This window comes from Kitasatospora sp. NPDC001225 (genome assembly GCF_053597855.1).
This window is the reverse complement of record NZ_JBSFJC010000077.1, coordinates 1-25,672: the sequence shown is the minus strand read 5'-3', so window position 1 is coordinate 25,672 and position 25,672 is coordinate 1. Positions and strand designations below refer to the sequence as shown.

The 25,672-nt window shown below is 74.0% G+C and carries 18 protein-coding genes; 9 read left to right on the top strand and 9 right to left on the bottom strand.

Going from position 1 to position 25,672, the window contains the following annotated elements; genetic code table 11:
- Window positions 1–99 precede the first annotated feature (99 nt).
- Complete coding sequence (locus tag ACWDCZ_RS24630) at window positions 100–906, top strand: GNAT family N-acetyltransferase (protein ID WP_449816982.1); 807 nt, start codon at window positions 100–102, stop codon at window positions 904–906.
- A gap of 161 nt (window positions 907–1,067) precedes the next feature.
- On the opposite strand, the gene ACWDCZ_RS24625 is transcribed toward ACWDCZ_RS24630, so the two are convergent.
- Together ACWDCZ_RS24625 and ACWDCZ_RS24620 are read right to left on the bottom strand one after the other, a co-directional pair.
- The gene (locus ACWDCZ_RS24625; protein WP_449816981.1) at window positions 1,068–2,216 is read right to left on the bottom strand and encodes an HAD family hydrolase; all 1,149 of its coding nucleotides are present in this window, start codon (window positions 2,214–2,216) and stop codon (window positions 1,068–1,070) included.
- A gap of 434 nt (window positions 2,217–2,650) precedes the next feature.
- Window positions 2,651–2,962 carry a hypothetical protein gene (locus tag ACWDCZ_RS24620; protein WP_449816980.1) on the bottom strand — a complete coding sequence of 104 codons (312 nt, stop codon included), beginning with the start codon at window positions 2,960–2,962 and terminating at the stop codon, window positions 2,651–2,653.
- 456 nt (window positions 2,963–3,418) lie between these two features.
- Here ACWDCZ_RS24620 and ACWDCZ_RS24615 point away from each other — a divergent pair, with 456 nt between their 5' ends.
- Window positions 3,419–3,895, top strand: a complete 477-nt coding sequence (locus tag ACWDCZ_RS24615; protein ID WP_049653914.1) for a universal stress protein — start codon at window positions 3,419–3,421, stop codon at window positions 3,893–3,895.
- Window positions 3,896–4,077: 182 nt separating this feature from the next.
- Here the strand turns inward: ACWDCZ_RS24615 and ACWDCZ_RS24610 are convergent, their stop codons facing one another.
- The 4 genes from ACWDCZ_RS24610 to ACWDCZ_RS24595 form a co-directional block, all read right to left on the bottom strand.
- The gene (locus ACWDCZ_RS24610; RefSeq protein ID WP_387968197.1) at window positions 4,078–5,268 is read right to left on the bottom strand and encodes an acyl-CoA dehydrogenase family protein; all 1,191 of its coding nucleotides are present in this window, start codon (window positions 5,266–5,268) and stop codon (window positions 4,078–4,080) included.
- A 178-nt stretch (window positions 5,269–5,446) separates the two neighbouring features.
- Window positions 5,447–6,439, bottom strand: a complete 993-nt coding sequence (locus ACWDCZ_RS24605) for a hydroxymethylglutaryl-CoA lyase (protein WP_449816979.1) — start codon at window positions 6,437–6,439, stop codon at window positions 5,447–5,449.
- A complete protein-coding gene (locus ACWDCZ_RS24600) occupies window positions 6,436–8,715 on the bottom strand; it encodes an ATP-binding protein (protein ID WP_449816978.1) in 2,280 nt (759 codons plus the stop codon). Before ACWDCZ_RS24600 ends, ACWDCZ_RS24605 begins: the two co-directional genes overlap by 4 nt.
- A 142-nt stretch (window positions 8,716–8,857) precedes the next feature.
- Complete coding sequence (locus ACWDCZ_RS24595) at window positions 8,858–10,570, bottom strand: carboxyl transferase domain-containing protein (protein ID WP_449816977.1); 1,713 nt, start codon at window positions 10,568–10,570, stop codon at window positions 8,858–8,860.
- Window positions 10,571–10,701: 131 nt separating this feature from the next.
- Between ACWDCZ_RS24595 and ACWDCZ_RS24590 the strand changes: the two genes are divergently transcribed.
- Both ACWDCZ_RS24590 and ACWDCZ_RS24585 read left to right on the top strand, forming a co-directional pair.
- A complete protein-coding gene (locus ACWDCZ_RS24590) occupies window positions 10,702–11,403 on the top strand; it encodes an SACE_7040 family transcriptional regulator (RefSeq protein WP_449816976.1) in 702 nt (233 codons plus the stop codon).
- A 449-nt stretch (window positions 11,404–11,852) separates the two neighbouring features.
- Window positions 11,853–15,920 carry an ABC transporter ATP-binding protein gene (locus tag ACWDCZ_RS24585; RefSeq protein ID WP_449816975.1) on the top strand — a complete coding sequence of 1,356 codons (4,068 nt, stop codon included), beginning with the start codon at window positions 11,853–11,855 and terminating at the stop codon, window positions 15,918–15,920.
- A 98-nt stretch (window positions 15,921–16,018) separates the two neighbouring features.
- Here ACWDCZ_RS24585 and ACWDCZ_RS24580 read toward each other — a convergent pair whose 3' ends face one another.
- Window positions 16,019–17,026 (bottom strand): ATP-grasp domain-containing protein, encoded by a 1,008-nt coding sequence (locus ACWDCZ_RS24580; protein ID WP_449816974.1) that lies wholly within the window; start codon window positions 17,024–17,026, stop codon window positions 16,019–16,021.
- A gap of 124 nt (window positions 17,027–17,150) precedes the next feature.
- On the opposite strand from ACWDCZ_RS24580, the gene ACWDCZ_RS24575 reads away from it, so the two are divergent.
- Window positions 17,151–17,684 (top strand): NUDIX hydrolase, encoded by a 534-nt coding sequence (locus ACWDCZ_RS24575; protein ID WP_049660777.1) that lies wholly within the window; start codon window positions 17,151–17,153, stop codon window positions 17,682–17,684.
- Between the two features lie 103 nt (window positions 17,685–17,787).
- On the opposite strand, the gene ACWDCZ_RS24570 is transcribed toward ACWDCZ_RS24575, so the two are convergent.
- Window positions 17,788–18,972 (bottom strand): hypothetical protein, encoded by a 1,185-nt coding sequence (locus tag ACWDCZ_RS24570; RefSeq protein ID WP_449816973.1) that lies wholly within the window; start codon window positions 18,970–18,972, stop codon window positions 17,788–17,790.
- Window positions 18,973–19,291: 319 nt separating this feature from the next.
- Window positions 19,292–20,404: an ABC transporter substrate-binding protein gene (locus tag ACWDCZ_RS24565; RefSeq protein ID WP_449816972.1), complete on the bottom strand. Its 1,113-nt coding sequence runs from the start codon at window positions 20,402–20,404 to the stop codon at window positions 19,292–19,294.
- A gap of 324 nt (window positions 20,405–20,728) precedes the next feature.
- On the opposite strand from ACWDCZ_RS24565, the gene ACWDCZ_RS24560 reads away from it, so the two are divergent.
- The 4 genes from ACWDCZ_RS24560 to ACWDCZ_RS24545 all read left to right on the top strand — a co-directional run bounded on the left by ACWDCZ_RS24560 (window position 20,729) and on the right by ACWDCZ_RS24545 (window position 25,433).
- Complete coding sequence (locus ACWDCZ_RS24560) at window positions 20,729–22,303, top strand: APC family permease (protein ID WP_049657998.1); 1,575 nt, start codon at window positions 20,729–20,731, stop codon at window positions 22,301–22,303.
- Between the two features lie 269 nt (window positions 22,304–22,572).
- Complete coding sequence (gene trpS / locus ACWDCZ_RS24555) at window positions 22,573–23,580, top strand: tryptophan--tRNA ligase (protein WP_234348619.1); 1,008 nt, start codon at window positions 22,573–22,575, stop codon at window positions 23,578–23,580.
- Window positions 23,581–23,702: 122 nt separating this feature from the next.
- Window positions 23,703–24,659 (top strand): S66 peptidase family protein, encoded by a 957-nt coding sequence (locus ACWDCZ_RS24550; RefSeq protein WP_449816971.1) that lies wholly within the window; start codon window positions 23,703–23,705, stop codon window positions 24,657–24,659.
- 99 nt (window positions 24,660–24,758) lie between these two features.
- Window positions 24,759–25,433, top strand: a complete 675-nt coding sequence (locus ACWDCZ_RS24545; RefSeq protein ID WP_388047543.1) for a nucleoside/nucleotide kinase family protein — start codon at window positions 24,759–24,761, stop codon at window positions 25,431–25,433.
- Window positions 25,434–25,672: the final 239 nt, after the last annotated feature.

Below are 25,672 nucleotides of genomic sequence, written 5' to 3'. Positions count from 1 at the left end.
AGGGGGCGCACGGGGAGAAGTCGTGCGCCTCCCAGGCTTCATCCGGCCAAGCCTGGGACGGCGGAACCGGGAACCGGAGCACCGGGTTACGGTCCTGCCGTGAACACCAACAGCCGGCTCGAACGGGCCAACGACAACGCCGCCGCCTTCTGGCTCGCCCAAGCCCGTGTCCACGGCTGGCAGTCCCGCACCCGCCCGGGGCTGACCGCGGTCCGGTGCGCCCGGACCCCGGACGACGCGCACCGCATCGTGGTGACCCGCCCCTACGACGAACCGGCCGCCGTGGAGCAGGAGTTGGCGGAGCTGATGGCCGATTGGTCGACCATACGCTGCACCGTGGAGGACCCGTACGACGGGCTCGACCTCACCGGCCTCGGCGCCACCCGGATGCCGCTCATGCCGGTGATGGTCCGGGACCCGGGACCGGTCGAGGGAGCGACCACCGACCTGCCCGTGGTCTCGGAGGCGCACGGGGGCGGCGTCCTGACGGTCGATGAGGCGCGGGACGGCGACAGCTTCGCCCTGGTCGAGCGGACGATCGTGGAGGGCTTCCCGCTGCCCGCCCGACAGCCCTGGGTCCGGGGCGAGGCCCTCCCGGAGCGACTGCTGGACGTACCCGGCTGGCGGGGCTGGCTCGGCCGCGTCGACGGCGCGGTGGCGGGCACCTGCCTCACCTATGACGACGGCCAGGCAACCGGCGTGTACTGGGTCGCCACCCTGCCCGAGCAGCGCGGCCGGGGCGCGGCCCGCGCCGTCCTCCGGACCGCCCTGGCCCACGCGCACCCGGACCGCCCGGCCACCCTGGTCGCCACCGCGCTCGGCGAACCGCTCTACCGCAAGCTCGGGTTCGTCGAGCAGGCCCGCACCTGCTGGTGGACCCGTACGGCGGTGGCGGCGACGGCGTAGCCGGGGCGGCGGGTGGAGTCGGTGGGGCGGGCGAACGGCTGACGGCGGCGCGGGGGCGGGCAGGGGCGGCGGCAGGGGCGGTGGGGGAGCGGGGCCGGAGCGGGGCAGGGAAGTAGGGGGCGGGGAAGCGGAGGGGGCTCGGGCGGGGTGTGGCCGAGGCGTTACCGGGCGGCCGCCACGGCGGCCGCGGACGAGGCCGCGGACGAGGCCGCAGGGGGCACGGCGGCGAAGGCGGTCCGGGCGGGGACGGCGCCGTCGGGCCCGCTGCCGAGGGGCTTCGGACGGACGGCTCCGGCCGTGGCGTTGGCCGCGGCGCCGGCCGCGGTCGGTGCGGGCCGGAGGCCGTCCGCGGCCGGACCCGGTCTGCTCCCCGTCCTGGTCCCGGAGCCCGGGCCGGTCTCCGGACGGGCCTCGGCGATCAGGGCAAACCCGCCGGATCGGTTTCGGACACCCGGCCCACCTGCGGCGGTGGCCTGGCCGGCGGTCCCGGCGGCCGCGGGAACGGATGCACTCGGGCCGTCCACGGCGGCCACCGCGGGACGTGCGCCGGACCGTGCGCCGACCAGCGCCGTCGCGTGAACCGGTGCTCCCGCCGCGGCCTTCCGGAGCGGCCCGCCGGAGCGGACGTCCGGCCGCGGCGAGGGCGCGTTCCGCGCGGCGAGGACCTGGCCGACGGCCTCCGGCAGACCGGCCGCCTTCAGCGTCGGCCGGTAGCCGCTCTCCGCCCACGGCCGGCCGTGGTGCAGCCAGACGCTGCGCAGTCCGGTGAGTTCGGCACCGGCGATGTCGGCGGGCGCGTGGTCCCCGATCATCCAGGTGTGCTCGGCCCAGTCCCCGGTGGGGGCGATGCCGCACCGCTGGGCCGCCATCTCGAAGATCAGCGGGTCCGGTTTGACGCAGTCGGCCTCCTCGGAGATGACCCAGCCGTCGACCAGGGGGCCGAGCCCGGTCCGCCGGATCTTCTCCAACTGCGGTCGGGTGCCGCCGTTGCTGACGATCCCCAGCGTCCACCCGGCGGCCCGGGCGACCCGGAGCGCCTCGATGTGCCGGGGCGGGCAGTGGATGTGGGAGTTGATGCCGCGTCGGTAGTGGGCGGTCAGGAAGTCGGCGGAGACGTCCAGCCCGTAGCGCCGCCGGACCGCCGACAGTACGGTGCTGCGCGGTACGTAGCCGCCGCCGTCGAGGGTGACGAACCAGTCGAGGTCGACCGGCGGGAGGTCGTGCTCGGACAGGAAGTCCTGCGCCCAGGCCCGGTAGGCGGCGTCCCGGGGCAGCAGGGTGTTGTCGAGGTCGAACAGGAGCAGGGACATGCCGAGCATGGTGCCAGCGGCCGCGCCTATGCATATGGCAAATGCCAGACGGCGTCGCGAAGCCGTACGCGTTGGCTGAAACGGCCTCCGCACCCCCGTGGCGGGCGGTGAGGCACGGGTTCACCGGGACTGTCGGGGCAGGTCGGACGTCACGGTTCGCGACGCGCCGCAACGGATCGTCGCCGATCCATGACAGTCCGGTCACGGTGTCCCGTGGGGCTGTTGCGCCGCCCGGTCCGCTCAGTCAAGCTCCAGGGAACCTCCTTTCCGGAGGGGGCGCGATCGCCTGTGGGCGGGGCGCACAGCCTCGGCGGGCGCATCCCCCTTTCGCGGGAAGAACGTCGCTCCGGGGCTTCCTCGCTGGGCGGGGCCCCAAGCCCGTCGTACTCTGAAAGGAACAGGTCACATACGGTGCTGCGCGGCGCAGACCGACGTCATCCCGTGGGCGGGCCTGCTGCCCGGGCAGCGTTGTCCTCCTCTCCTGTCGGCCCCTCTCCATCGAAGAGCCGTGAGCCATGGCTGGTTTTGAGCCTCCCCGACCGGTTGAACCGGACACGTCCCGCAGCGTGGACCCGGCCCGCGGGCCTGCCGCCGATCGTTCCGACGGCCGCGCCGAGCTGTGCGCCGACCAGCGCGGCGAGGACGGCCGTGACCGCCACAGTGACCACCTCGGCGACGACCACGACGACCAGGACGGCAGTCACGGTAGTTACGGCAGCCACGGCGACGAACGCGACCGTGGCCATGGCGGCGAACGCGACGGAGGCCGCGGGGACGACAGCGCGGGCGGGTCTGTCGACGGGCCTGCCGACACTGCCGGCGAACGAGCCGACGCGCGCGCCGAGGCCTCGGGCCGCATCCCGGGCGTGCGGACGGGCCACGAGCGGGTCGACGACGACAGCGGCGTCGCCGACGACGCGGAAGGGTTCGAGGCGGCCGGAGCGGCCCGCGCGGCCCGGCCGGCGGCCGACGTGCCACAGCCCGCGGAGCCAGGGGAGCCCGGCCCCGGGCGCGACGGCCCGCTGGGCTTCGCACGCGCTCTGCGCGGCCTCGCCCGTCGGGGCAGCCTCGCCCGCCGTGACCGCCCGGGGCCCCGCCAGCGGCGTGGCGAGCCTCCGGCCGACCCCGCCGGGGTTCCGGTGACGGGCCGCCTGGGCCCGGGGGCCGAGCACCCGGAGGCGGCTTCCGGCGCGGCCGGCCCGCTGGGCGGGCCCACCGAGCCGTCCGGGCAGGACACCCCGGCGCCGTCCCTCGACCCGGTGTTCCAGCACGGTGTGGTGGTCGGCTTCGACGGCTCGCTGTCGAGCGAGCGCGCCCTCGCCTACGCCGTCGGCATGGCGCGCCGCTCGCAGTGCGGCCTGGTGATCGTGCACGTCGCCAACCGCCTGCCCGCCACGGTCTGGGCGGGCTGCGAGCCGCCCGTCTTCGTCGACCTCCCCGACCACCGGACCGAGGTCCTCGGCCTGGAGCTCGCCTGCGCGGACTTCCTCACCGGGGTGCCGTGGATCCTGGTCGAGCGCGGAGGGGACATCTGCCACGAGATCGAGGAGGTCGGCCGTGAGTACGCCGCCGACGCGATCGTCGTCGGCACGACGCACGGCCTTCTCGGCAAGATCTTCGGCTCGGTCTCCGGACGGCTGGCGCGGCGGGCCAACCGCCCGGTGATCGTGATCCCCTGAGGCCCTGTTCCGGCGGCTTCTCCCGAAGCCGCCGCGACACCTCCTCCTACGCCTCCTTCTGACGCCTTCCCCTGACGCCTCCTTCGCCGTGGCGCTCCCCAACTCTCGTCGCGGAGCGGTGTGTTGACCGGTGTGCCGGCCCGGTGGGCGTGGCTCAGGAGGCGACCGTCAGGATGCGGTCGTCACGAACCGACGCCGAGCTCCCGGGCGATGAGCATGCGCTGGACCTCAGACGTGCCCTCCCCGATTTCCAGGATCTTGCAGTCGCGCCAGAAGCGGGCGACCGGGAATTCGTTCATGAAGCCGTACCCGCCGTGGATCTGGGTCGCCTCGCGGGCGTTGTCGACGGCGGCCTCGGACGAGTACAGCTTCGCGATCGCGGCCTCCTTCTTGAACGGTTCGCCGTGCAGCAGCCGGGAAGCGGCGTCCCGCCAGGCCAGGCGGGAGGTGTGGGCGCGCAGCTCCATGTCGGCAAGCTTGAACTGGATGGCCTGGTTGGCGCCGATCGGCCGGCCGAAGGCCCGGCGCTCGCCGGAGTACTTCACGGACTCGTCGACGCAGCCCTGGGCCAGGCCGGTGGCCAGGGCCGCGATCGCGATGCGGCCCTCGTCGAGGATCCGCAGGAACTGGGCGTAGCCTCGGCCACGCTCGCCCAGCAGGTTGGCCGCGGGAACGCGGCAGTCGGTAAAGGACAGTTCGCGGGTGTCGGATGCGTTCCACCCGACCTTCGAGTACTTCTTCGAGACCTGGAAGCCGGGGGTCCCGGTGGGCACGATGATGGAGGAGATCTCCCGTGCAGGCGAGCGGAATTCGCCCTCTTCACTCGAACGAGCGATCGGTTCGGTGAGCGCGGTGACGGTGACCAGGCCGGTGATGTCGGTGCCGGAGTTGGTGATGAAGCACTTGGTCCCGTTGATGACCCACTCGTCGGTGGCCTCGTCGTACCGCGCCGTGGTCCGGGTGGCCCCCGCGTCCGACCCGCCCTCCGGCTCGGTGAGGCCGAAGGCGCCGAGGAGTTCGCCCGAGGTCAGCCGGGGCAGCCACTCGCGCTTCTGCTCCTCGGTGCCGAACCGGTAGATCGGCATCGCGCCGAGCGAGACGGCGGCCTCCAGGGTGATCGCCACCGAGGAGTCCACGCGGGCGAGTTCCTCCAGGGCGAGGCCGAGGGCGAAGTAGTCGCCGCCCATGCCGCCGTACTCCTCCGGGAAGGGCAGGCCGAACAGGCCCATCCGCCCCATCTCCCGGACGATCTCGTACGGGAACTCCTCCCGCTCGTAGAACCCGCCGATCTTCGGCGCCACCACGTCCTGGGCGAACTCGGCGACGGTGCGCCGCAGTTCCTCGTACTCGCTGCTGAGCCTGTGGTCGAACACGGTGATCCTCCTGGCGCCCGGCCGGGCCGGCCGCGGACGTGAGCGGGGTGACCGGCGTCCGTCGGACGGTGTGACGGTCGCACGGTGCGATTGAGGGATGGACTGTCGATCGGTGCGGGTGGTGCGGGGCGCCGGCCGGATGGTGCGGGCGGCCGGCGCCGGGGACGGGAGCGGGTGGTCAGCCCCCGGCGGAGCCGAGCAGGGCCTGGACGGTGCGGGACGGGCTCGGGCGGCCGAGGCGCCCGGCCATCCACCCGCTGGTCGCGACGAGGGAGCGCAGGTCGACGCCGGTCCGGATGGCGAGCCCGTGCAGCATCCAGACCAGGTCCTCGGTGGCCAGGTTGCCGGTGGCGCTCTTCGCGTACGGGCAGCCGCCCAGGCCGCCCGCCGAGGCGTCCACCGTGGTGACGCCCTCGCGCAGGGCCGCCAGGGTGTTGCTGAGCGCCTGGCCGTAGGTGTCGTGGAAGTGCACGGCGAGCCGGTCGACCGGGACGCCGGCCCGCGCGAAACCCGCCAGCAGGGCGGTGACCTGGCCCGGGGTGGCGACCCCGATGGTGTCGCCGAGGCTCAGCTCCGCGCAGCCCAGCTCCAGCAACCGCACGCCGTACCGGACCACCTGGTCGACCGGGACGGGGCCCTCCCACGGGTCGCCGAAGCACATCGAGAGGTAGCCGCGGACCGCGACCCCGGCCTCGGTGGCCCGGCCCACGACCGGGCGGAACATCGCCATGGCCTCGTCCGCCGAGCGGTTGAGGTTGCGGCGGGCGAAGGTCTCGGTGGCGCTGGCGAACACCGCGATGTCGGTGGCGTGGTGGGCGAGCGCGCGGTCCAGGCCGCGCTCGTTGGGCACCAGCACCGGCAGCCGCAGGCCGGGGTGGCGCTCCGGCAGACCGGCGAGCCGGGGGACCAGCTCCTCGGCGTCGGCCAGCTGCGGTACCCATTTCGGGTGAACGAAGCTGGTGGCCTCGACGGTGCGCAGCCCGGCGGCCGCGAGCCGGGCGATGAACTCGGCCTTGACCTCGACCGGTACCAGGGACTTCTCGTTCTGCAGGCCGTCGCGCGGCCCGACCTCGTGGATCCGGACCTCCTCGGGCAGGCCGGGGGCGCGGACCGGATCGGGCAGGCCCAGGTCGAGGGCGTCGGGCTCGCGGGCGGGGGCGGGGGTGGTCACGACCGCACCTCCGCGGGCCCGGCGGGGACGGTGGCGGCGGCCGGCCCGGCAGGGGCGCCCTCGACCGACGCGTCCTCGACCGGGGTGACCACGACCAGCAGGTCCTCCATCGCGACGGTGGCGCCGGCGGTGGCCCGCAGCTCGGCCACCACGCCGTCGTGCGGTGCGGCGATCACGTGTTCCATCTTCATGGCCTCCAGCACGAGCAGGGGCTGTCCCTTGCGGACCGTCTCGCCCGCCGTGGTCTTGACGACGGTGACGGTGCCGGGCATCGGGGCGGTCAGGGCGCCGTGGTGCGCGCCGGCCCCGGTGGCGCTCTCGACGACCGGGTCGTAGGCGTGCAGCGGCCAGGCGTCGCCCTCGACGCCGAGCCAGGTCGCCGGTCCGGCGGCGGGGCCGGGGGTGGCGTCGGTGGCCAGCGAGAACGTGGTCCGGAGGCCGTCGACGGTCAGGTGCAGCCGGTCGCCGGCCAGGCTCGCGCGGGCGCGGTGCGCGGGGCCCCCGTCGAGCCGGAGCTCCAGCTCGCGGACGGGCCCGGCGGAATTGTCAGTGGCATCGGCTACGTTGCCCGCAGTGATCGAACGGATGCTCACCGCCACCGGGTCCTGGCCGGGGGTGCGGAGTCGGTGGGTGGTCCAGGCAGGGGTGCCGCCCAGGCGCCAGCCGGAGGGAAGGGAGAACGGGTCGGTCCAGCCGCCGGGATCGGCGGGCGGAGTGAGTTCCAGGTGCCGTGCCAGCGCGGCCGCGTAGTAGAGGAGGTGAGCGGGCGACGGCGGTTCGGCCGCCGAGGCCGCGTCGGGGTCGGCCGCGTCCGGGTCGGTCGCGTTCGTGGGGGAGTACGGCGAGGTGAGCAGGGCCGGCTGCTCCTGGGCCGTCCGCTCCACGAGGCCGGTGTCCAGCCGGCCGGCGGCGACCTCGGGGTGGGCGAGCAGTCGGCGCAGGAAGCCGGTGTTGGTGGTGACACCCAGGATGCGGGTGTCGGCCAGCGCCGCGCGGAGCCGGCGCAGCGCGGTCGGGCGGTCGGGCCCGTACGCGATGACCTTGGCGAGCATGGGGTCGTAGGCGCTGGTGACGACGGTTCCGGGGGCGACCCCGGAGTCGACGCGGATGCCCTCGCCCCGGGGCTCGTCCAGGGTGAGGATGCGGCCGCCGGTGGGCAGGAAGTCCCGTTCCGGGTCCTCGGCGCAGATGCGGGCCTCGATGGCGTGGCCCAGGAAGGAGACGTCGGACTGGGCGAGGGAGAGCGCTTCGCCGGCGGCGACGCGCACCTGCCACTCGACCAGGTCGAGCCGGGCCGCGTCCGCGCCGACGGCGACGGCGAGCTCGGTGACGGGGTGTTCCACCTGGAGGCGGGTGTTCATCTCCATGAAGAAGAAGTCCCGCACCCCCTCGGCGGCGGAGGCGGGGGCGTCCGGGTCGATGCCGGGAACGATGAACTCCACGGTGCCGGCACCGGTGTAGCCGCAGGACTCCGCGGCGCGGACGGCCGCGGCGCCCATCGCGGCACGGGTCTCGGCGTTGAGGAGAACGGAGGGAGCCTCTTCGATCAGTTTCTGGTGGCGGCGCTGCAGGCTGCACTCGCGCTCGCCGAGGTGGACGGTGGTGCCGTGGGCGTCGGCGAGCACCTGCACCTCGATGTGGCGCGGCCGGTCGACCCAGCGCTCCAGCAGCAGGGTGTCGTCGCCGAAGGCGGTGCGGGCGACGCGGCGGGCGGCGGCGATCTCGGTGGGCAGGTCGGCGCGGTCCCGCACGAGGCGCATGCCCTTGCCGCCACCGCCGGCGGACGGCTTGAGCAGCACCGGGTAGCCGATCTCGTCGGCGGCGGCGACGAGGTCCTCGTCGGTGGGCGCGGTGGCCTGGCTGCCGGGGACCACCGGGACGCCGGCGGCCCGGACGGCCTCCTTGGCGTTGATCTTGTCGCCCATCAGCTCGACCGCACCGGGAGGTGGTCCGATGAAGACGAGGCCCGCGTCGGCGCAGGCGCGGGCGAAGCCGGCGTTCTCGGCGAGGAAGCCGTAGCCGGGGTGGACGGCCTGGGCGCCGGTGCGGCGGGCCGCGGCCAGGATCTGGTCGGTCCGCAGGTACGTCTCGGTCGCCGAGCTGTCGCTGCGGTCGGCCGGGCCGAGCCGGACCGCGACGTCGGCCTCGCGGACGTGCGGCGCGTCGGCGTCCGCGTCGCTGAACACGGCGACCGAACGGACGCCGAGCCGTCGCAGGGTGCGGATCACCCGCAGGGCGATCTCGCCGCGGTTGGCGACCAGAACTGTGTCGAACATGGGAGGCGTTCCTCCGGGTCGAGGGGAGCCGTACGAAGGAGGTGGCGGTGGGCGGTCGGGCGCCGGCCCGGGTGGGCCGGCGCCGCGGGGAGTCACACCCGGAAGGGAGGATTCACGGACGCGGGGGTGACACGAGGAGGCGTCACATGCGGAAGACGCCGTACGGAGCGGGCGGCGCCAGCGGGGCGTTGGCGCAGGCGGTGAGGGCGAGACCGACGACGGTGCGGGTGTCCATCGGGTCGATCACGCCGTCGTCCCAGAGCCGGGCGGTGGCGTAGTAGGCGTTGCCCTGGCGCTCGTACTGCTCGCGGACGGGGCGCTTGAACTCCTCCTCCGCCTCGGTCGGCCACTGCTCGCCGTGCGCCTCCAACTGGTCGCGGCGGACGGTGGCGAGGACGGAGGCCGCCTGCTCGCCGCCCATCACGGAGATCTTGGCGCCCGGCCACATCCACAGGAAGCGGGGTGAGTAGGCCCGGCCGCACATCGAGTAGTTGCCGGCTCCGTACGATCCGCCGATCACCACGGTCAGCTTCGGGACGCGGGTGCAGGCGACGGCGTTGACCATCTTGGCGCCGTGCTTGGCGATGCCGCCCGCCTCGTACTGCCGGCCGACCATGAACCCGGTGATGTTCTGGAGGAAGAGGAGGGGGATGCCGCGCTGGTCGCACAACTCGATGAAGTGGGCGCCCTTGAGGGCGGACTCGGCGAACAGCACGCCGTTGTTGGCGACGATACCGACCGGGTGGCCGTGGATCCGGGCGAAGCCGGTGACCAGGGTGGCACCGTACTCGGCCTTGAACTCGGCGAACCGGCTGCCGTCCACCAGCCGGGCGATCACCTCGCGCACGTCGTAGGGCGTGCGCGGGTCGACCGGCACGGCGCCGTACAGGCCGGCCGGGTCGACGGCCGGCGGCTCGACCGGGGTGAGCGGCCACGGCCTGGCCTCGCGCGGGCCGAGCCCGGCCACGATCGTGCGGACGATGGAGAGGGCGTGGGTGTCGTCCTCGGCCAGGTGGTCCGTCACGCCCGAGGTGCGGGAGTGCAGCTCGCCGCCGCCCAGCTCCTCGGCGGTGACCACCTCGCCGGTGGCGGCCTTCACCAGTGGCGGACCGCCCAGGAAGATCGTGCCCTGGTTGCGGACGATCACGGCCTGGTCGCTCATCGCCGGGACGTACGCGCCGCCGGCCGTGCACGAGCCGAGCACGGCGGCGATCTGCGGGATGCCCGCGGCGGAGAGCCTGGCCTGGTTGTAGAAGATCCGGCCGAAGTGGTCGCGGTCCGGGAAGACCTCGTCCTGCATCGGGAGGAAGGCGCCGCCGGAGTCCACCAGGTAGACGCAGGGCAGCCGGTTCTCCAGCGCGACCTCCTGGGCACGCAGGTGCTTCTTCACCGTCATCGGGTAGTAGGTGCCGCCCTTGACGGTGGCGTCGTTGGCGACCACCACCACCTCGCGCCCGGCGACCCGGCCGATGCCGGCGATCACTCCGGCCGCGGGGGCCGCGCCGTCGTACATCCCGTCGGCGGCCAGCGGGGCCAGCTCCAGGAAGGGGGAGGCCGGGTCGAGCAGGGTGTCCACGCGGTCGCGGGGCAGCAGCTTGCCGCGTGAGGTGTGCCGGGCGCGGGCCTTGGCACCGCCGCCCAGGGCGGCCGCGTCGAGCTTCGCGCGCAGCTCGGCGACCAGGGCGCGGTGCGCCTCGGTGTTGGCGCGGTACGCCTCGGAGCCCGGGTCGGCGGAGCTGCCGAGCCGGGGTGCCGGTGCGGCTGCCGCGGCCGGGGCGGCGCCGGGCGCCACCGCCGTGCCGGTCGCTGCGACGAGCCGGACGCCGGTGGGTGTGCCGGCGGTTGAGTTGACCATTCCCAAGAGCTCCCTTGCCCTCGGACCAGGTGGGCAGCCGGGTGCGGTCCGCCCGTGATCGCCACGTTAATTAACGTTAACTTACGCGCCCAGGTTAACGGCCGATAACCCGACTGTCTACGATGGACGGCATGCCCAACGTCCCCGCCGCCTCCGCGCTCCCCCGCCGTGACCAGATCCGCCGGGAGGCCGCGAGGCTGTTCGCCGCCCGGGGCTTCCTCGGCGTGGGCGTGGACGAGATCGGCAAGGCCGTCGGCATCAGCGGCCCCGCGCTCTACCGCCACTTCGCCGGCAAGGACGCGATGCTCGCGGACCTGCTGATCGGCATCAGCGAGCGCCTGCTGGACGAGGGGCGCCGCCGCGCGGGCGGCGGCGAGGGCCCGGCCGCCACGCTGGACGCGCTGATCAGCGGCCACGTCGACTTCGCGCTGGGCGACCGGGACCTGATCACCCTGCACGACCGCGAGCTGCTGAACCTCAAGGAGGAGGACCGGCGCACCGTCCGCCGGCTCCAGCGCGGCTACGTCGAACTGTGGGTGGACGTGGTCCGGCAGGCCTACCCGCCGCTGGCCGACCCCGCCGCCGAGCCGGTGGCCCGGGCCGCCGTGCACGCCGTCTTCGGCCTGATCAACTCGACCCCGCACAGCCTCGGCCCGAACCCCGACCAGGGCGAGCGCGCCGCCCTCCAGCGCGACGGCATGGCCGCCCTGCTCCACGCCCTCGCCCACGGCGCGTTCGCGGCGGCTGCGGGCTCGGCCGGCGTCCCTGTCGTCCCTGTCGCCCCCGGCGCCGCTGTCGCTCCCGTCGGCGGTCCGGCGGCCGCGGAGGCCTGAGCCCGCATCCCCGGCTCCGGCTCCGGCTCCGACCACGGTTCCGGTTGCGCCCTCGGCTCCGTTCCCGGCTCCGTTCCCGGCTTCGTTTTCGACGAAGAGCGGCCCGGCGGAGAATGGTCGGGAGCGAAGGTCTGCCGGTGAACGTCCCCATCGGTAGCCCGCCCGGAGCCCGCCCGCAGCCCGCCCCGTTGGCCCGTCCGGAGGCCTAGTCCCAAAGGACGGCGCCCGTCCGCCCGTGGCCGCTGGGTGTCGCGAGGGTCGTCGGCGACTCTGGAAATGGCCCGGGCGGAGTGGGCCATGCGAGTGTTCGGCCGGGAATCACCGCAGGCCATCGACTGTTGGCGAGTCCGCCGGACCGGATGATCCGGGCTGTCAGGGCCCGTTCCGAACCCGCCCGGGGCGGAAAACGCCGTGGCGACCACCCGACGAAATGGTTAGCATCCCTAAATATGCCTGAGACTCACGGATCCACGGTGGAGCAATCCCCGAGCGGCCCCCCGGCCCCCGGCACGACCCCGGAGGCCCCCGTCGACAGCCCGCAGGCCGCCGTCGGGAACACCGGGCCAGCCGCCGAAGACGCCGAGCCCGCCCCCGACAACGTCCGGCCCGCCGCCAAGCGCGCCGAGGCGCCTGAGCCCGCCCCCGAGCCCGCCCCCGAGAGCGCCGCCGAGTCGGCCGGCTGGCTCAGCCGCCTGGTCGGCTACAGCTGGCGGTCCCGCCGCAGCCTGCTCTTCGCCTTCGGAGCCTCGCTCCTCGGCATGGCCGTCACCGCACTGGTGCCGCTGGTCACCAAGCTGATCATCGACGACGTCATCGTCGCCCGCACCCGTTCGCTGGCCCCCTGGGCGGTGGTGCTGCTGCTCGCGGCCCTCGTGGTCTTCGGCTGCACCCAGGTCCGCCGCTACTACGGCGGCCAGCTCGCGGTGGACGTCCAGCACGAGATGCGCAGCGACCTGTTCCGCTCGCTCGGACGGCTGGACGGCCACCGCCAGGACCGGCTGGACACCGGGCAGGTGGTGGGGCGCGCGACCTCCGACCTCCAACTGGTCAACGGCCTGCTCTCGATGCTGCCGATGATGACCGGCTACCTGCTGATGTTCGTCATGTCGCTGGTCGTGATGGTCTGGCTGTCCCCGCCGCTCACCCTGATCACCGTGGTCATGGCCCCCGCGCTGTGGTGGGTCTCGGCGTTCAGCCGCAAGCGCCTCTTCCCCGCCACCTGGGCCGCCCAGCAGGAGGCGGCGGCCGTCGCGGGCGTGGTGGACGGCGCGATCGGCGGCGTCCGCGTCGTCAAGGGCTTCGGCCAGGAGGCCCAGGAGCTCGACAAGCTGGAGACGGCCTCCCGCAACCTCTTCGCGGCCCGGCTCCGGTCGATCCGGCTCAACGCCCGCTACAACCCGGCGATGCAGGCGATCCCGGCGCTCGCCCAGGTCGGCGTCCTGGCCTTCGGCGGCTGGCTGGCCGTCGACGGCAGGGTCACCCTCGGGACATTCGTCGCCTTCTCCACGTACGTCGCCCAGATGACCGGCCCGGTGCGGATGCTGACCATGGTCATCACCGTCGGCCAGCAGGCCCGGGCCGGGGTGGAGCGCGTCCTTCAGCTGATCGACGAGCGCCCGCTGGTCCAGGAGCGCCCGGACGCCCGCACCCTGGACCTCGCGCACGGCGAGAGCCCGGAGAGCGCGCCGCAGAGCACTCCGGGAGGAGCGCTCGTCGGCCCGCGGACCCCCGACATCGCCCTGGAGTTCGACCGGGTCGAGTTCCGCTACGACCCCGAGCACCCCGCCCACGTCCTGCACGGCCTCAGCCTGAAGCTGGCCCCCGGCGAGACCCTCGCCCTGGTCGGCGCCTCCGGCTCCGGCAAGTCGACGGTGGCCCAGCTGGTGCCCCGCTTCTACGACCCGGCCGCCGGCACCGTCCGCCTGTACGGCCACGACCTGCGCGACCTCACCCTGGACTCGGTCCGCGCGACGGTCGGCATCGTCCCCGAGGAGAGCTTCCTCTTCTCCGAGACGGTCCGCACCAACATCGCCTACGGCCGCCCGGACGCGACGGACGAGCAGGTGGTCGCCGCCGCCCGCGCCGCCCAGGCCGACGAGTTCGTCCGCGCGCTGCCGGACGGCTACGACACCAAGGTCGGCGAGCAGGGCCTGACGCTCTCCGGCGGCCAGCGCCAGCGCATCGCGCTGGCCCGGGCGATCCTCACCGACCCCCGGATCCTGCTGCTGGACGACGCCACCTCGGCGGTCGACCCGCAGATCGAGGCGGAGATCCACGACGCGCTGCGCTCGGTGATGACCGGCCGCACCACGCTGCTGATCGCCCACCGCCGCTCGACCCTCCAACTCGCCGACCGGATCGCCGTGCTGGAGCGCGGCCGGCTGCTGGACCTCGGAACGCACGAGGAACTCGAAGCCCGATGTCCCCAGTACCGGGCCCTGATCACCGATCCCGAGGCCGGTCACGCCGACCGGCAGTCCGCCTCCGAACCGGCGTCCGATGAACCGGCGTCCGCAGAGGCACCCGGAACCCCCGTAGCCAGCGGAACCGGCGCAACCGCCGCAACCGGCGCAACCACCGGAGCCGGCGCAACCCCCGGAACCCCGGCGACCCCGGCCGCCCCCGTCCTCCCCACCCCCGCCCTGGCCAAGGCCGCCCGCACCGCCGACCCCGACCTGCTGGACAAGGTCGCGGCCCTCCCGCCCGCCTCCGACGCCCCGGCCGTCCCCCGCGCCGAGGCCGAGGCCGGTGACCCCGACTTCAGCCTGAGCCGCCTGCTGCGCCCCTTCCGCACCCCGCTGCTCATCGCCCTCCTGCTGGTCGCCCTGGACGCGGCGGCCGGGCTGGTGCTGCCGGTGCTGATCCGGCACGGCATCGACGAAGGCGTCCGCAAGGGCCTGATGTCCGGCGTCGCGGTGGCCTCGCTCGCCGCTCTCGTCGTGGTCCTGCTGGACTGGGTGGTGCAGAGCGCCGAGAACCGGGTCAGCGGCCGTACCGGCGAGCGGGTCCTCTACACACTTCGGCTCAAGATCTTCGCCCACCTCAACCGGCTCGGCCTGGACTACTACGAGCGCGAGCTGACCGGCCGGATCATGACCCGGATGACCACCGACCTGGACTCGCTGACCTCCTTCCTCCAGACCGGCATGGTCACCGCCGTGGTCAGCCTGCTGACCTTCGCCGGGATCTTCGCCGCCCTGCTGATCATCGACGCCGGCCTGGCCCTGGTGGTCTTCGCGGTCCTGCCGCTGCTGGTGATCGCCACCCTGGTGTTCCGCAAGAAGTCCAAGGACCAGTACGAGCGCTCCCGCGACCTGATCAGCACCGTCAACGCCGACCTCCAGGAGAACGTGGCCGGCATGCGGATCGTCCAGGCCTTCCGCCGCCTGGACACCAACACCGACCGCTTCGTGGCCCGCGGCATCGCCTACCGCGAGGCCCGGGTCCGGGCCCAGCTCTACATCTCGCTGTACTTCCCGTTCGTCCAGTTCCTCTCCAGCGTGGCCGCCGCGCTGGTGCTGATCGTCGGCGCCTCCCGGGTCGACGCCGGGACGCTGACGGTCGGTGCGCTGGTCGCGTACCTGCTCTACATCGACCTGTTCTTCGCGCCGGTCAACCAGCTGTCCCAGGTGTTCGACGGGTACCAGCAGGCCTCGGTGGGCCTCGGCCGCATCCGCGAGCTGCTGCGCACCCCGACCGCCACCGCCGAGGCGGCAGACCCGGTCCCGGTGGCCGGGGGCCTGCGCGGCGAGATCTCCTTCGAGGGGGTCGGCTTCGCCTACAACGGCGGCGCGGACGGCGCCCCGACCGTGCTGAGCGGCGTGGACCTGCACATCCCGGCCGGGCAGACGGTGGCGCTGGTCGGCGAGACCGGCGCCGGCAAGTCGACGCTGGTGAAGCTGGTCGCCCGGTTCTACGACGCGACGGAGGGCACCGTCCGGGTGGACGGGGTCGACCTCACCCGCTACGACCTGGCGCAGTACCGCCACCGCCTGGGCGTGGTGCCGCAGGAGGCGTACCTCTTCGCGGGCACGGTCCGCGAGGCGATCGCCTACGGCCGGCCGGGCGCCTCGGCGGCCGAGGTGGAGGCGGCGGCCCGGGCGGTCGGCGCGCACGACATGATCGTCCGGCTCTCGGACGGCTACGACCACGAGGTGGCCGGCCGCGGGCGCAACCTCTCGGCGGGCCAGCGCCAGCTGATCGCGCTGGCCCGGGCCGAACTGGTCGACCCGGACATCCTGCTGCTCGACGAGGCCACGGCGGCGCTCGACCTGGCCACCGAGGCGGCCGTCAACCAGGCCGCGGACCGGCTCAGCGGCGGCCGGACCACCCTGGTCATCGCCCACCGCCTGACCACCGCCGAGCGCGCCGACCGGGTGGTCGTGCTGGACCACGGCCGGGTGGTCGAGGACGGCACGCACACCGAACTGCTCGCCCGGGGCGGCACCTACAGCCGGCTCTGGCAGGCGTTCATCGCCGACGGCCACCCGGCGGCCGAGGCCGTCGCCGCCGGGTAGGGCGGCCCCGCACCCGGACGCCCGCACGCGTGGCCCCGAACCCGGAGCCCGAACACTCCGAGCCGCCTGACGGTCCCCCCGCGCGGACCGTCAGGCAGTCAGGCGGTGATCAGCGAGGCCAGCAGCTCCGAGGCGTCGATCCCGCGCGGCAGGTCGCTCACCTGCCCGTCCCCGACCTCGACCACCCGCCAGCCGGAGCCGTCCGCCCGGCTGGCGAGGTCGGTGGTCACGAAGCGGCAGCCGAGCCGGCGGACCAGCGCCGGGACGTCGGTGAGGTCGGGCTCGACGGCCCGGCGCGGGGCGTCCGGGTGCGGCCCGACCAGGACGGGCCGGCCGTCCAGCCACCACACCCGGGCCTCCACGGCCCGCCCGCCGCTCCCCGGCGCGCCGCCGTCCGCCCGCTCCGGCCCGGCCGCACCAGCCGTACAGGCCGCACCGCCCGTACGGCTCGCACCGTGCGCGCCGTACGCGCCGACCGGTCCCGCCGCCGGGAGGTCCGCGCCCTCGAACTCCTCGTACCGCCGCAGCACCACGCCGCCCGCCAGGAACTCGCCCTGTAGTTCGACGAACCGTCCGACCACCCGGCCGACGGCCGCCAGGTCGGCCAACTCGGGTACGTAGCAGGCCTCGTACCACTCGTGCTTGCGCGACTTCACGTAGTCCTTGACGATCGCCGGCCCGCGCCCGCCGAGCCGGGCCGCGGCCTCCGCCAGCTCCGCCGGCCCGGGCGCCACCGGTCCCTCGGACGGGATCCACGCGCTGGCCGGGGTCGCGCCCTCGAACACGCCGTACCAGCCGGGCAGTTCATGGGCGGCCGCGTACCCGGGCGCGCTGGTCAGCAGGGTGCCGCCGCGGGCGGTGAGCGCGGCGGCGAAGTGGGCGTACCGGGCGGAGGGCAGCATCCAACCCCGGTACCAGAGCGGGCCGCTGTCCCGCGGCACCCGCAGCACGGCCTCCTCGGCCCGCCCGGCGAGCAGCCCGTCGTGGTCGACCAGGTGCAGCTCGCCGCCCAACTCCCGCAGGGTCCTGGCCTCCCAGGCGAAGTGCGGGTCGGGCCGGCGCGGGTTGAGCGGATCGGCGGGGAAGATGATCGCGGGTGCGGGCATGGCCGTCAGGGTACGGCGGACCGGTGGGCCCGGCGCCCGCCACGACGGACCGGTCGGCTCGTGCACCCGACCGGAGTGCCGAAACCGCTCGACGGCCCCGGACGGTCGCTGGGAGAGTGACCCGATGCGAAATCTGCTGCGCCCCCGCAAACGCAGGCCGAGGCAGGCCGCCCGCACGGTGGTCCTGGACGGGAACGGCTCGGTCTTCCTGCTCCGTTCGGACAACGACGAGGTCGGCGTGCACTGGACCATGCCGGGAGGCGGCCTGGAACCGGGCGAGACCCCGTGGGACGGCGCCCGGCGCGAGCTGTGGGAGGAGACGGGCTGGAGCGACCTCGAACCCGGCCCGCTGCTCTGCACCTGGGAGCACGACTTCACCTGGCACGGCACCCCGGTCCGCCAGCACGAGCACATCTACCTCACCGGCGGCCCGCACCGCGGTCCGGTCGGCGACGTCAGCGCGGTGCACGCCGTCGACCGGATCCTGGACTGGCGCTGGTGGACCCCGGCCGACCTCGCCGACGAGAACGCCGACGCGCTCTGGCCGCCCGCGCTGCCGGAACTGCTGGACGCGGTCCGTACGGGCTGGGCCGTGGACGGGCGGCCGCCGGTGCCCGTCGACCTCGGGTACATCCCGAACGCCCCGGCCACCCGCTAGGCCCGCCGAGTCCGCCAGACCTGCTCGGCCCACCAGATCCACCAGGCCGGCCAAGCCCCGCCAGGCCCGCTCGGCCAGTCGCCGAACGGGCCCGGCGGAGCGGTCAGGTGCGCCCGCCGCGCCGGGGCCGCCCGGCCGGACCGGGTTCCCAGCCGTGCAGCTCCAGCTCCCGGTCGTGCAGTGCGGCGGGGTTCATCAGCACCGTCAGCTGGGCGCCGGCCAGCTGCTCGAGGTCGAGCCCGGTGGCGGACAGCAGCTGCTCGGTCGGCACCGAGACGGCGATGGCGGGCCGCCAGGAGGGCAGTACCACCAGGCAGGTGCCGCGGCCGACCCGGATCGGCTGGGCCGCCACGCGGACCGGTGCGCGCTCCTCCGGTCGGCCGAGGGCCTCGGCGGGCCCGGGGCTGCCGCCGATCAGGATGCCGAGCGGCGGTTCGGCCCACGAGACCGCTGCGGCGGACCCGACGGCAGCGGCGTCGACAGCACCGGTGTCGACAGCAGAAGGGGCGGCAGCGCCGGCCCCACCCCCGATGCCAGTCCCGAACGACGGCGTCCGCGCCGCCACTTCCGCCGCATCGGCGGGTTCGCCCACCCGTCCGGTGGCCCCCGGCAGGGCCGGCCCGGTCGGGCCGGACGCGGCCGTCTCCCGTGCGGTCGCCTCCTGCCCTGTCCGGGAGGCCTGCGGGTGCATCCGGCGCAGGCGCCGGGAGGGTGACGGCCGCCGGGATCCCAGGATCCGCGGCTCCTCGTGCGCCGGGCGCTGCGCCGGGACGGACGGGCCGCCCTCCGCCGTTGCGGTGGCGGGCCCGAACCGGACGAACCCGTCCTCGGCCTCCGCGTCGAGGCCGAGCAGGGCCCGCACCTCCGCGACCGGTCGGCGGCACGCGGCCGCCAGCTCGGCGACGGAGCGGCCCTGGAAGTGCGCGGCCCGCAGCCGCTCGGCGAACGCCGCCCGCAGCCGTGCCGTGGTCGGATCATCGTCGTGCGGGTCGCCGTCCGTCCGGTCGCCGTCCGCCGGTTCGCCACCGGCCTCCGGAGCGGCCGCGGGCAGGACGGGCGGCGCCTCCGCGTCGTACCGGCTGCGCGGCTGCGGCACCGAGTCGGGGCGGGCCGTCGCCTCCGGGGTGCCGGGCGCGGCCGCACCGGGCTCGGTGGCGGTCGCGATCGAGCACATCGGTACGGGCGAGCCGGGCGGGCCGGTCGGGGCGGGCGGGGGCGAGGATCCGGCGCTGTCCCGGGGCGGGCCGGGCAGGGACGGGTCGGTTGCGGCGGGGTGGAGCGAGGTCATCTGCGGGCCCTTCGGGAAACGGTCCCGACGATCCTCCCGCACCACGCGATCAGCTCCAAGCGTCCAACCCGGTGGTGTGCGCGATACCACCGCGACACCGCCGCGATACCACCACGGAATCACCCGGGGACCGTCGCGGGCCCACCCGGGCCCACCCGGGGATCGCCCAAGACGGCGCCGGGCGGGCACTGTTGCCGTACGACCGGAACGCCGCCCCGTTCCGCCCGCCGACGCCGACCAGGCCCGGCCGGCCGGGTTCACTCCGGGCTCACACCCGGGCTCACCCGACGGACTCACCCGGCGGATTCACCTACCTGGCTCAACTGCCGGGCGCGACAAAGCCCTTGAGGTCGTTGAGCACCACGTTCGCCGCCATGACGCCGAGCCCGAGGAACCAGGTCTCGTCCGAAACCGGCCGGGCCTGACCGGACTTGACCGCACCGAGCGTCTTCCAGAGCGCGCCGCCGAGCACCGCGTCCTGGTTGGTCGAGCTGGGGCTGCCGTACACGCCGTAGAAGATCCAGTCGGCGTCGGCCTTGTCGATCTGCTCCGGGCTGACCTCCACCGCGAGCTCCTTGACCTGCTCGATCCCGGGCTGCGGCAGCGGCACGTCGGTGAGGATGGTGCCGATGAAGGAGAGCTCCGCGTAGAGCCGGGTACGGCCCGGCATGAAGCGCAGCGGCGTGATGGTGGGCCGCTTGTCGCCGAGCTTCGCGCCGATCGCCGCGGCGGCCGCCTGGTACGCGTCGAGCTGGGTCTTGGCCTCGGCCTCCAGGCCGAAGGCGCTCGCGTTGAGCAGGAAGTTCTGCTTCCACGGGTAGCCGGGGCGCAGCGAGAAGACGGTCGGCGCGATCTTGGAGAGCTGCGCGTACTGGTCCTGGGCGCGCAGCTGACTGCCGAGGATCAGGTCGGGCTTGAGCGCGGCGATGGCCTCCAGGTTGAGGCTGTTGATGGTGCCGACGGCGGCGGGGCTGCCGGCCTTGTCCTTGAGGTAGGACGGCAGGGACTTGGAGCCGTCGGTGTACACGATGCCGACCGGCTGGATGCCGAGGGCGACGACGTTGTCGAGCTCGCCGGTGTCCAGCACCACGACCCGGGTGGGCCTGGCCGGGAGCACCGTCTCGCCCATCGCGTGCCTGAGGGTGCGCGGGTAGACGCCGGGGGCGGCGTCGGTGCCGAAGCCCTTCATCTTCTCGATCACGGCGGCGTAGTCGTCCCCGCCCTGCTTGACCGACTTCTGGTTCGGGGAGGAGCCGCCGCCGGCCGGGGTCGAACCGCTGCTGCCCGACCCGCCTGATCCGCCGGAGCTGCCGCAGGCGGTGAGGAGTCCGCCGAGGCCGAGCACCGCCCCGCCGGCGATCCCGGCGGTGAGGAACCGGCGACGGCCGGAGGTGCGGGGGGAGAGGACCGGGTCGTCGGAGGTGGGGGGCACGCGACGCTCCTTTCACGATCGAAATTAGGTTAGGCAAACCTATCCGACTCGGGGAGCGGTGGGGGGAGCGGCCCGTCCGGGCCGGGGGCAAACCTGGTCGAACCTTGGCAAAAGGGAGAAATTTTCTTGGCCCAACTCCTTTGAAACAAAGGTACATGGGTTAACAAGCCGTAAATACATCCACCCGAACAGCCGTCACGAGAACGAATCGAAGCAAGTGGTTTAGATCACCAAGGGTTGGTCTACTCAACCTTCCACGCCCGCCTCTAGGGTGCGCTGGTGTTTGATCAGCAGCTCTCAGAGCACACGAGCAGCGGCCGGGCAATGGCGCCCGGCGCTCCGCAGGGTGCCCCGGTCAGTGGCATCAGTGGTGGGGTCCCCGTCGATCAGGGGACCGCTGGGGGAGCGGGGGACAAGGGTCTACGGGGCGGTTCCGTCGGCCTGCTGAGCAGTGTGGTGCTGGGCGTCTCGACGGTCGCCCCGGTCTACTGCCTGACCGCCACACTCGGCCCGACCGTCACCGCGGTCGGGGTGCAGATGCCGGCGGTGTTCCTGGCCGGCTTCCTGCCGATGCTGCTCGTCGCGTTCGCGTACAAGGAGCTGAACAAGGACTTCCCGGACTGCGGCACGTCCTTCACCTGGGGCGTCCGGGCCTTCGGTCCCCGGGTCGGCTGGATGGCCGGGTGGGGCCTGACGGTGGCGACCATCATCGTGCTCTCCAACCTGGCCGGGGTCGCGACCGACTTCCTGTACCTGATGCTCGGGGAGATGACCGGCAGCAGCTGGGTCACCGAACTCGACCAGAACAAGGCCGTCCACCTGCTCACCGTGGTCCTGCTGATCGCCGGCGCCACCGCGATGAGCTACCGGGGGATGACCGCGACCAAGTGGTTCCAGTACAGCCTGGTCGGCCTCCAGCTGGCCGTGCTGCTGCTCTTCTCCGTCATCGCCATCGGGAAGGCCGCCTCGGGCGACCTGCCCGACTCGATCGGCTTCTCCTTCTCCTGGCTCAACCCGCTCGAGGTCAGCTCGTTCAGCGCGTTCACCGCCGGGCTGTCGCTGTCGATCTTCATGTACTGGGGCTGGGACACCTGCCTGACCATGAACGAGGAGACCCAGGGCAGCGCCAAGACCCCCGGTCGCGCCGCGATGATCTCCATGGTCACCCTGGTCGGCTCGTACCTGCTGGTCGCGATCGCCTCCCAGATGTTCGCGGGCGTCGGCAGCACCGGCAACGGCCTCGGCAACCCGGCCACCGCCGACAACGTCTTCTCCGCGCTGGCCCGTCCGGTGCTCGGCTCGCCGTGGAGCATCCTGCTCTTCCTGGCCGTCGTCGCCAGCGCCGCCGCCAGCCTGCAGACCACCTTCATCCCGGTGGCCCGCACCCTGCTCGCGATGAGCGCCTACCGCGCCGTGCCGCCGCGCTTCGGCGCCGTCCACCCGCGCTTCCGCACCCCCGGCTACGCCACCGTCGCGGCGGGCATCGCCACCGCGGTCTTCTACGTCGGGATGAGCTTGATCAGCGAGAACGTCGTCCAGGACACCATCCTGGCGCTCGGTCTGATGATCTGCTTCTACTACGCACTGACCGCTTTCGCCTGCGTCTGGTACTTCCGCGGTTCGCTGCGCACCGGTGTCCGCGCGCTGCTGCTCAAGGGCGTCGCCCCGTTCGTCGGCGGCGTGCTGCTCACCGCGGTCTTCCTCCAGACCCTCACCGACGCCTGGGCCCCCGACTACGGCAGCGGTTCGGTCTTCGGCATCGGCTCGGTCTTCGTGATCGGCGTCGGCATCCTGCTGCTCGGCGCGGGCCTGATGACCTGGTACGGCTTCATCCGGCCGGAGTTCTTCCGCGGCGAGACGCTGCACAAGGACACCCCGGCACTGGTCGTGGAGGACTGACTGCCGCTACCGTGGGGCGCATGAAGCGCTTCATCGGCCTGTGCTGGTGGCCGTCCTAGGACGGCCACACCACTCGCCTGAGCAGGGCCGTCCGGGATGGACGGCCCTGCTGCGTTTTCCGTAGGACGGGCCCCTCGCCCCGGACGGCCGCCACCACCGCCGTACCGAGGAGAGACACCTTGACCACCGCCACCGTCCCTACCGCCACCGTCCCCACCACTGCCGGTCCCGCCGCCGCCGCGGCCACCGCCGTCGCCGCCGCGTCCGTCCTGTCCGACGACCCGGCAGCCCACCGCGTCCTCACCGGGGACCGCCCCACCGGACCGCTCCACCTCGGCCACTACTTCGGCACCCTGCGGAACCGGGTCCGGCTCCAGGACCAGGGCGTCGAGATGTTCGTCGTGGTCGCCGACTACCAGGTCATCACCGACCGCGACCTCGCCGACCGGCTCGCCGAGCACACCGAGAACCTCGTCCTCGACTACCTCGCCGCCGGCCTCGACCCCGAGCGGGCGACGATCTTCCCGCACAGCGCCGTCCCCGCCCTCAACCAGCTGCTGCTCCCCTTCCTCAGCCTGGTCAGCGTCGCAGAGCTGGGCCGCAACCCCACCGTCAAGGACGAGATCACCCACTCCCGGCAGTCCGCCGTCAGCGGGCTGATGTTCACCTACCCCGTCCACCAGGCCGCCGACATCCTCTTCTGCAAGGCCGACCTGGTCCCGGTCGGCCAGGACCAGCTGCCCCACCTCGAAGTCGCCCGCACCGTCGCCCGCCGCTTCAACGAGCGCTACCCGCACGCCGACGGCAGCGCCGTCTTCCCCCGTCCGCAGGCCCTGCTCTCCGAAGCCCCGATGCTGCTCGGCACCGACGGCGGAAAGATGAGCAAGAGCCGGGGCAACGCCGTCGCCCTCGGCGCCACCGAGGACGAGACCGCCCGGATCATCCGCGGCGCCAGGACCGACGCCGACCGCCGGATCGGCTACGACCCGGTCGACCGGCCCGAGGTCTCCAGCCTCGTCCTGCTCGCCGCCCTCTGCCAGGACCGGGCCCCCGAGGCCGTCGCCGAGGAGATCGGCGACGGCGGCGCCGCCGCGCTCAAGCGCACCGTCACGGAGTCCGTCAACGAGTTCCTCCGCCCGCTGCGCGCCCGCCGCGCCGAACTCGCCGCCGACCGGGGCCACCTGCGGCAGGTCCTGCGCGACGGCGCCGAACGGGCCAACGCCGTCGCCGACGCCACCCTCGCCGAGGTGCGGGAGGTGATGGGGGCGGCGATCTGAAGAGCCCTCACGCCGGCCGGCGGACATCGGCCGGTCGGCACGGGGCATATCGTCACCGGGCGGTCGCGGCCACGGCGCGACCGCCCGAACCCCGCTTCCGCGTCCGAAAGGTGGCCCGGCCCATGGACCAGCACCCGACCACACCCGGCCAGGGGCTGACCCGCCCGCCGCACCTGCGCCCCGGCGACCACGTCGCCGTCGTCGCCCCCAGCGGTCCCGTCGACGCCGAACGTCTCACCGCCGGGTGCGCGATCCTCCGCTCCTGGGGGCTCCGCGTGACCGTCGCCCCGCACGTCCTCGACACCCACCCCACCCTCGGCTACCTGGCCGGCACCGACGCCGACCGCGCCGCCGACCTCCAGACCGCCTGGCTCGACCCCACCGTCGACGCCGTCATCTGCGCCCGCGGCGGGTACGGCGTGCACCGCATCGTCGACCTGCTCGACTGGACCGCGATGCGCGCCGCCGCCCCCAAGCCCTTCATCGGCTTCAGCGACGTCAGCTCCCTGCACGAGGCCTTCGCCCGGCGGCTCGGCCTCGCCACCCTGTACGGACCGCTGGCCGCCGGCGCCTCCTTCGTCTCCGACGGCCCGACCGCCGAGCACCTGCGCCGCACCCTCTTCGCCCCCGCCGCCGTCACCGTCCTCACCTCGCCCACCGCCGCCCCGCTCGTCCCCGGCCGCGCCCGCGGCGTCACGGCCGGCGGCTGCCTCCACGTCCTCACCGCCGAGCGCGGCACGCCCGCCGCCCGTCCCTCGTACGAGGGCACCGTCCTGCTGCTCGAAGACGTGAACGAGCACCCCTACCAGCTCGACCGGCTGCTGACCCAGCTCCTGCGCTCCGGAGCCCTCGACGGCGTGGCCGGCCTGGCCCTCGGCTCCTGGGAGGGCTGCGGACGGCCCCAGCGGGTCCGGGACGTGATGCTCGACCGGCTCGGCGGGCTCGGCGTCCCCGTGCTCTGGGAACTGGGCTTCGGCCACTGCCCCTCCACCCTCACCGTCCCGCTCGGCGTGCCCGCCCTGCTCGACGCCGACGCCGGCACCCTCACCCTGGACCTGCCCGCCCTCGCCGACCGCTGAGCAAAGCCGACCGCCGAGCGAAGAGGTTCACTGAGTAAAGAGGCGCACTGAGCAAAGAGGCGCACTGAACAGGAGGCGCGCGCTGAGTAGGGTGCGGCCATGAACGAGGACCGCCTCACCGCCCTTGCCCTCGGCTTCCTCCGAGGCCCGGGCAGCAACGCCCGTACGATCCTCGGACTTGCCGGCCCGCCCGGCGCCGGCAAGTCCACCCTGGCCCGCCACCTGGTCGCCGAGGTCGAGCGGGCCGAAGGCCCCGGCACCGCCGCCTACGTCCCGCTCGACGGCTTCCACCTCTCCGGCGCCCAGCTCGACCGCCTCGGCCTGACCCACCGCAAGGGCGCCCCGGCGACCTTCGACGCCCACGGCTACGTCGCCCTGCTGCGCCGGATCGCCGGCGACCGGTTCCAGGACATCTACGTCCCGGACTTCGACCGCACCCTGGACGAGCCGGTCGCCGCCCGCCACGTGGTCCGCCCGCGGACCCGGCTCGTCATCACCGAGGGCAACTACCTCGCCTCCGCCGAAACCCCCTGGCCCGACGCCCGCCGCCTGCTGCACGAGCTCTGGTACGTCCACGCCGAGGACGAGGTCCGCGAGGAGCGCCTGCTCCGGCGGCACCGCGACGGCGGCCGTGACGAGGCCACCGCCCGCCACTGGGTCACCGGCAACGACCACCCCAACGGCGAGTACGTGAAGCCGGGCCGGGCGCTCTGCACCCGCACCGTCTCCGGGACGGGTTTGCCTCCGGCGCCGGACAGGGGTAGTGTTTCCTAGTCGCTCGGCAGGGAGCACCGGACACGCGTCTGCGCGGACGGTCCCGGAGCGGCCAATCCTCTGAAACACCACTTCCGGTTCGTGCCGGTCGTTTGCGCTTTTCGGCGCTGTGACCTGGTGCTTATTCGGCGTGCTCGTTTTATCGGGTTGCGGTCGGATTCGCTTTTCGGAGCGGGGATCGGCTAGAGTTTGAAACGTCGGACAGGGCGTCAAACCCCGGAAGACACCGGCGAGTTGGA

Excerpts from the sequence above, each read along its gene's own strand:
- ACWDCZ_RS24590 (WP_449816976.1), top strand. The coding sequence starts at position 10,702 with ATGCCCAACGTCCCCGCCGCCTCCGCGCTCCCCCGCCGTGACCAGATC.
- ACWDCZ_RS24545 (WP_388047543.1), top strand. The coding sequence starts at position 24,759 with ATGAACGAGGACCGCCTCACCGCCCTTGCCCTCGGCTTCCTCCGAGGC.
- ACWDCZ_RS24560 (WP_049657998.1), top strand. The coding sequence starts at position 20,729 with ATGGCGCCCGGCGCTCCGCAGGGTGCCCCGGTCAGTGGCATCAGTGGT.
- ACWDCZ_RS24620 (WP_449816980.1), bottom strand. The coding sequence starts at position 2,962 with ATGGCCACGGTCGCGTTCGTCGCCGTGGCTGCCGTAACTACCGTGACT.
- ACWDCZ_RS24600 (WP_449816978.1), bottom strand. The coding sequence starts at position 8,715 with ATGTTCGACACAGTTCTGGTCGCCAACCGCGGCGAGATCGCCCTGCGG.
- ACWDCZ_RS24550 (WP_449816971.1), top strand. The coding sequence starts at position 23,703 with ATGGACCAGCACCCGACCACACCCGGCCAGGGGCTGACCCGCCCGCCG.
- ACWDCZ_RS24570 (WP_449816973.1), bottom strand. The coding sequence starts at position 18,972 with ATGACCTCGCTCCACCCCGCCGCAACCGACCCGTCCCTGCCCGGCCCG.
- ACWDCZ_RS24585 (WP_449816975.1), top strand. The coding sequence starts at position 11,853 with ATGCCTGAGACTCACGGATCCACGGTGGAGCAATCCCCGAGCGGCCCC.
- ACWDCZ_RS24575 (WP_049660777.1), top strand. The coding sequence starts at position 17,151 with ATGCGAAATCTGCTGCGCCCCCGCAAACGCAGGCCGAGGCAGGCCGCC.
- ACWDCZ_RS24580 (WP_449816974.1), bottom strand. The coding sequence starts at position 17,026 with ATGCCCGCACCCGCGATCATCTTCCCCGCCGATCCGCTCAACCCGCGC.
- ACWDCZ_RS24625 (WP_449816981.1), bottom strand. The coding sequence starts at position 2,216 with ATGTCCCTGCTCCTGTTCGACCTCGACAACACCCTGCTGCCCCGGGAC.
- ACWDCZ_RS24595 (WP_449816977.1), bottom strand. The coding sequence starts at position 10,570 with ATGGTCAACTCAACCGCCGGCACACCCACCGGCGTCCGGCTCGTCGCA.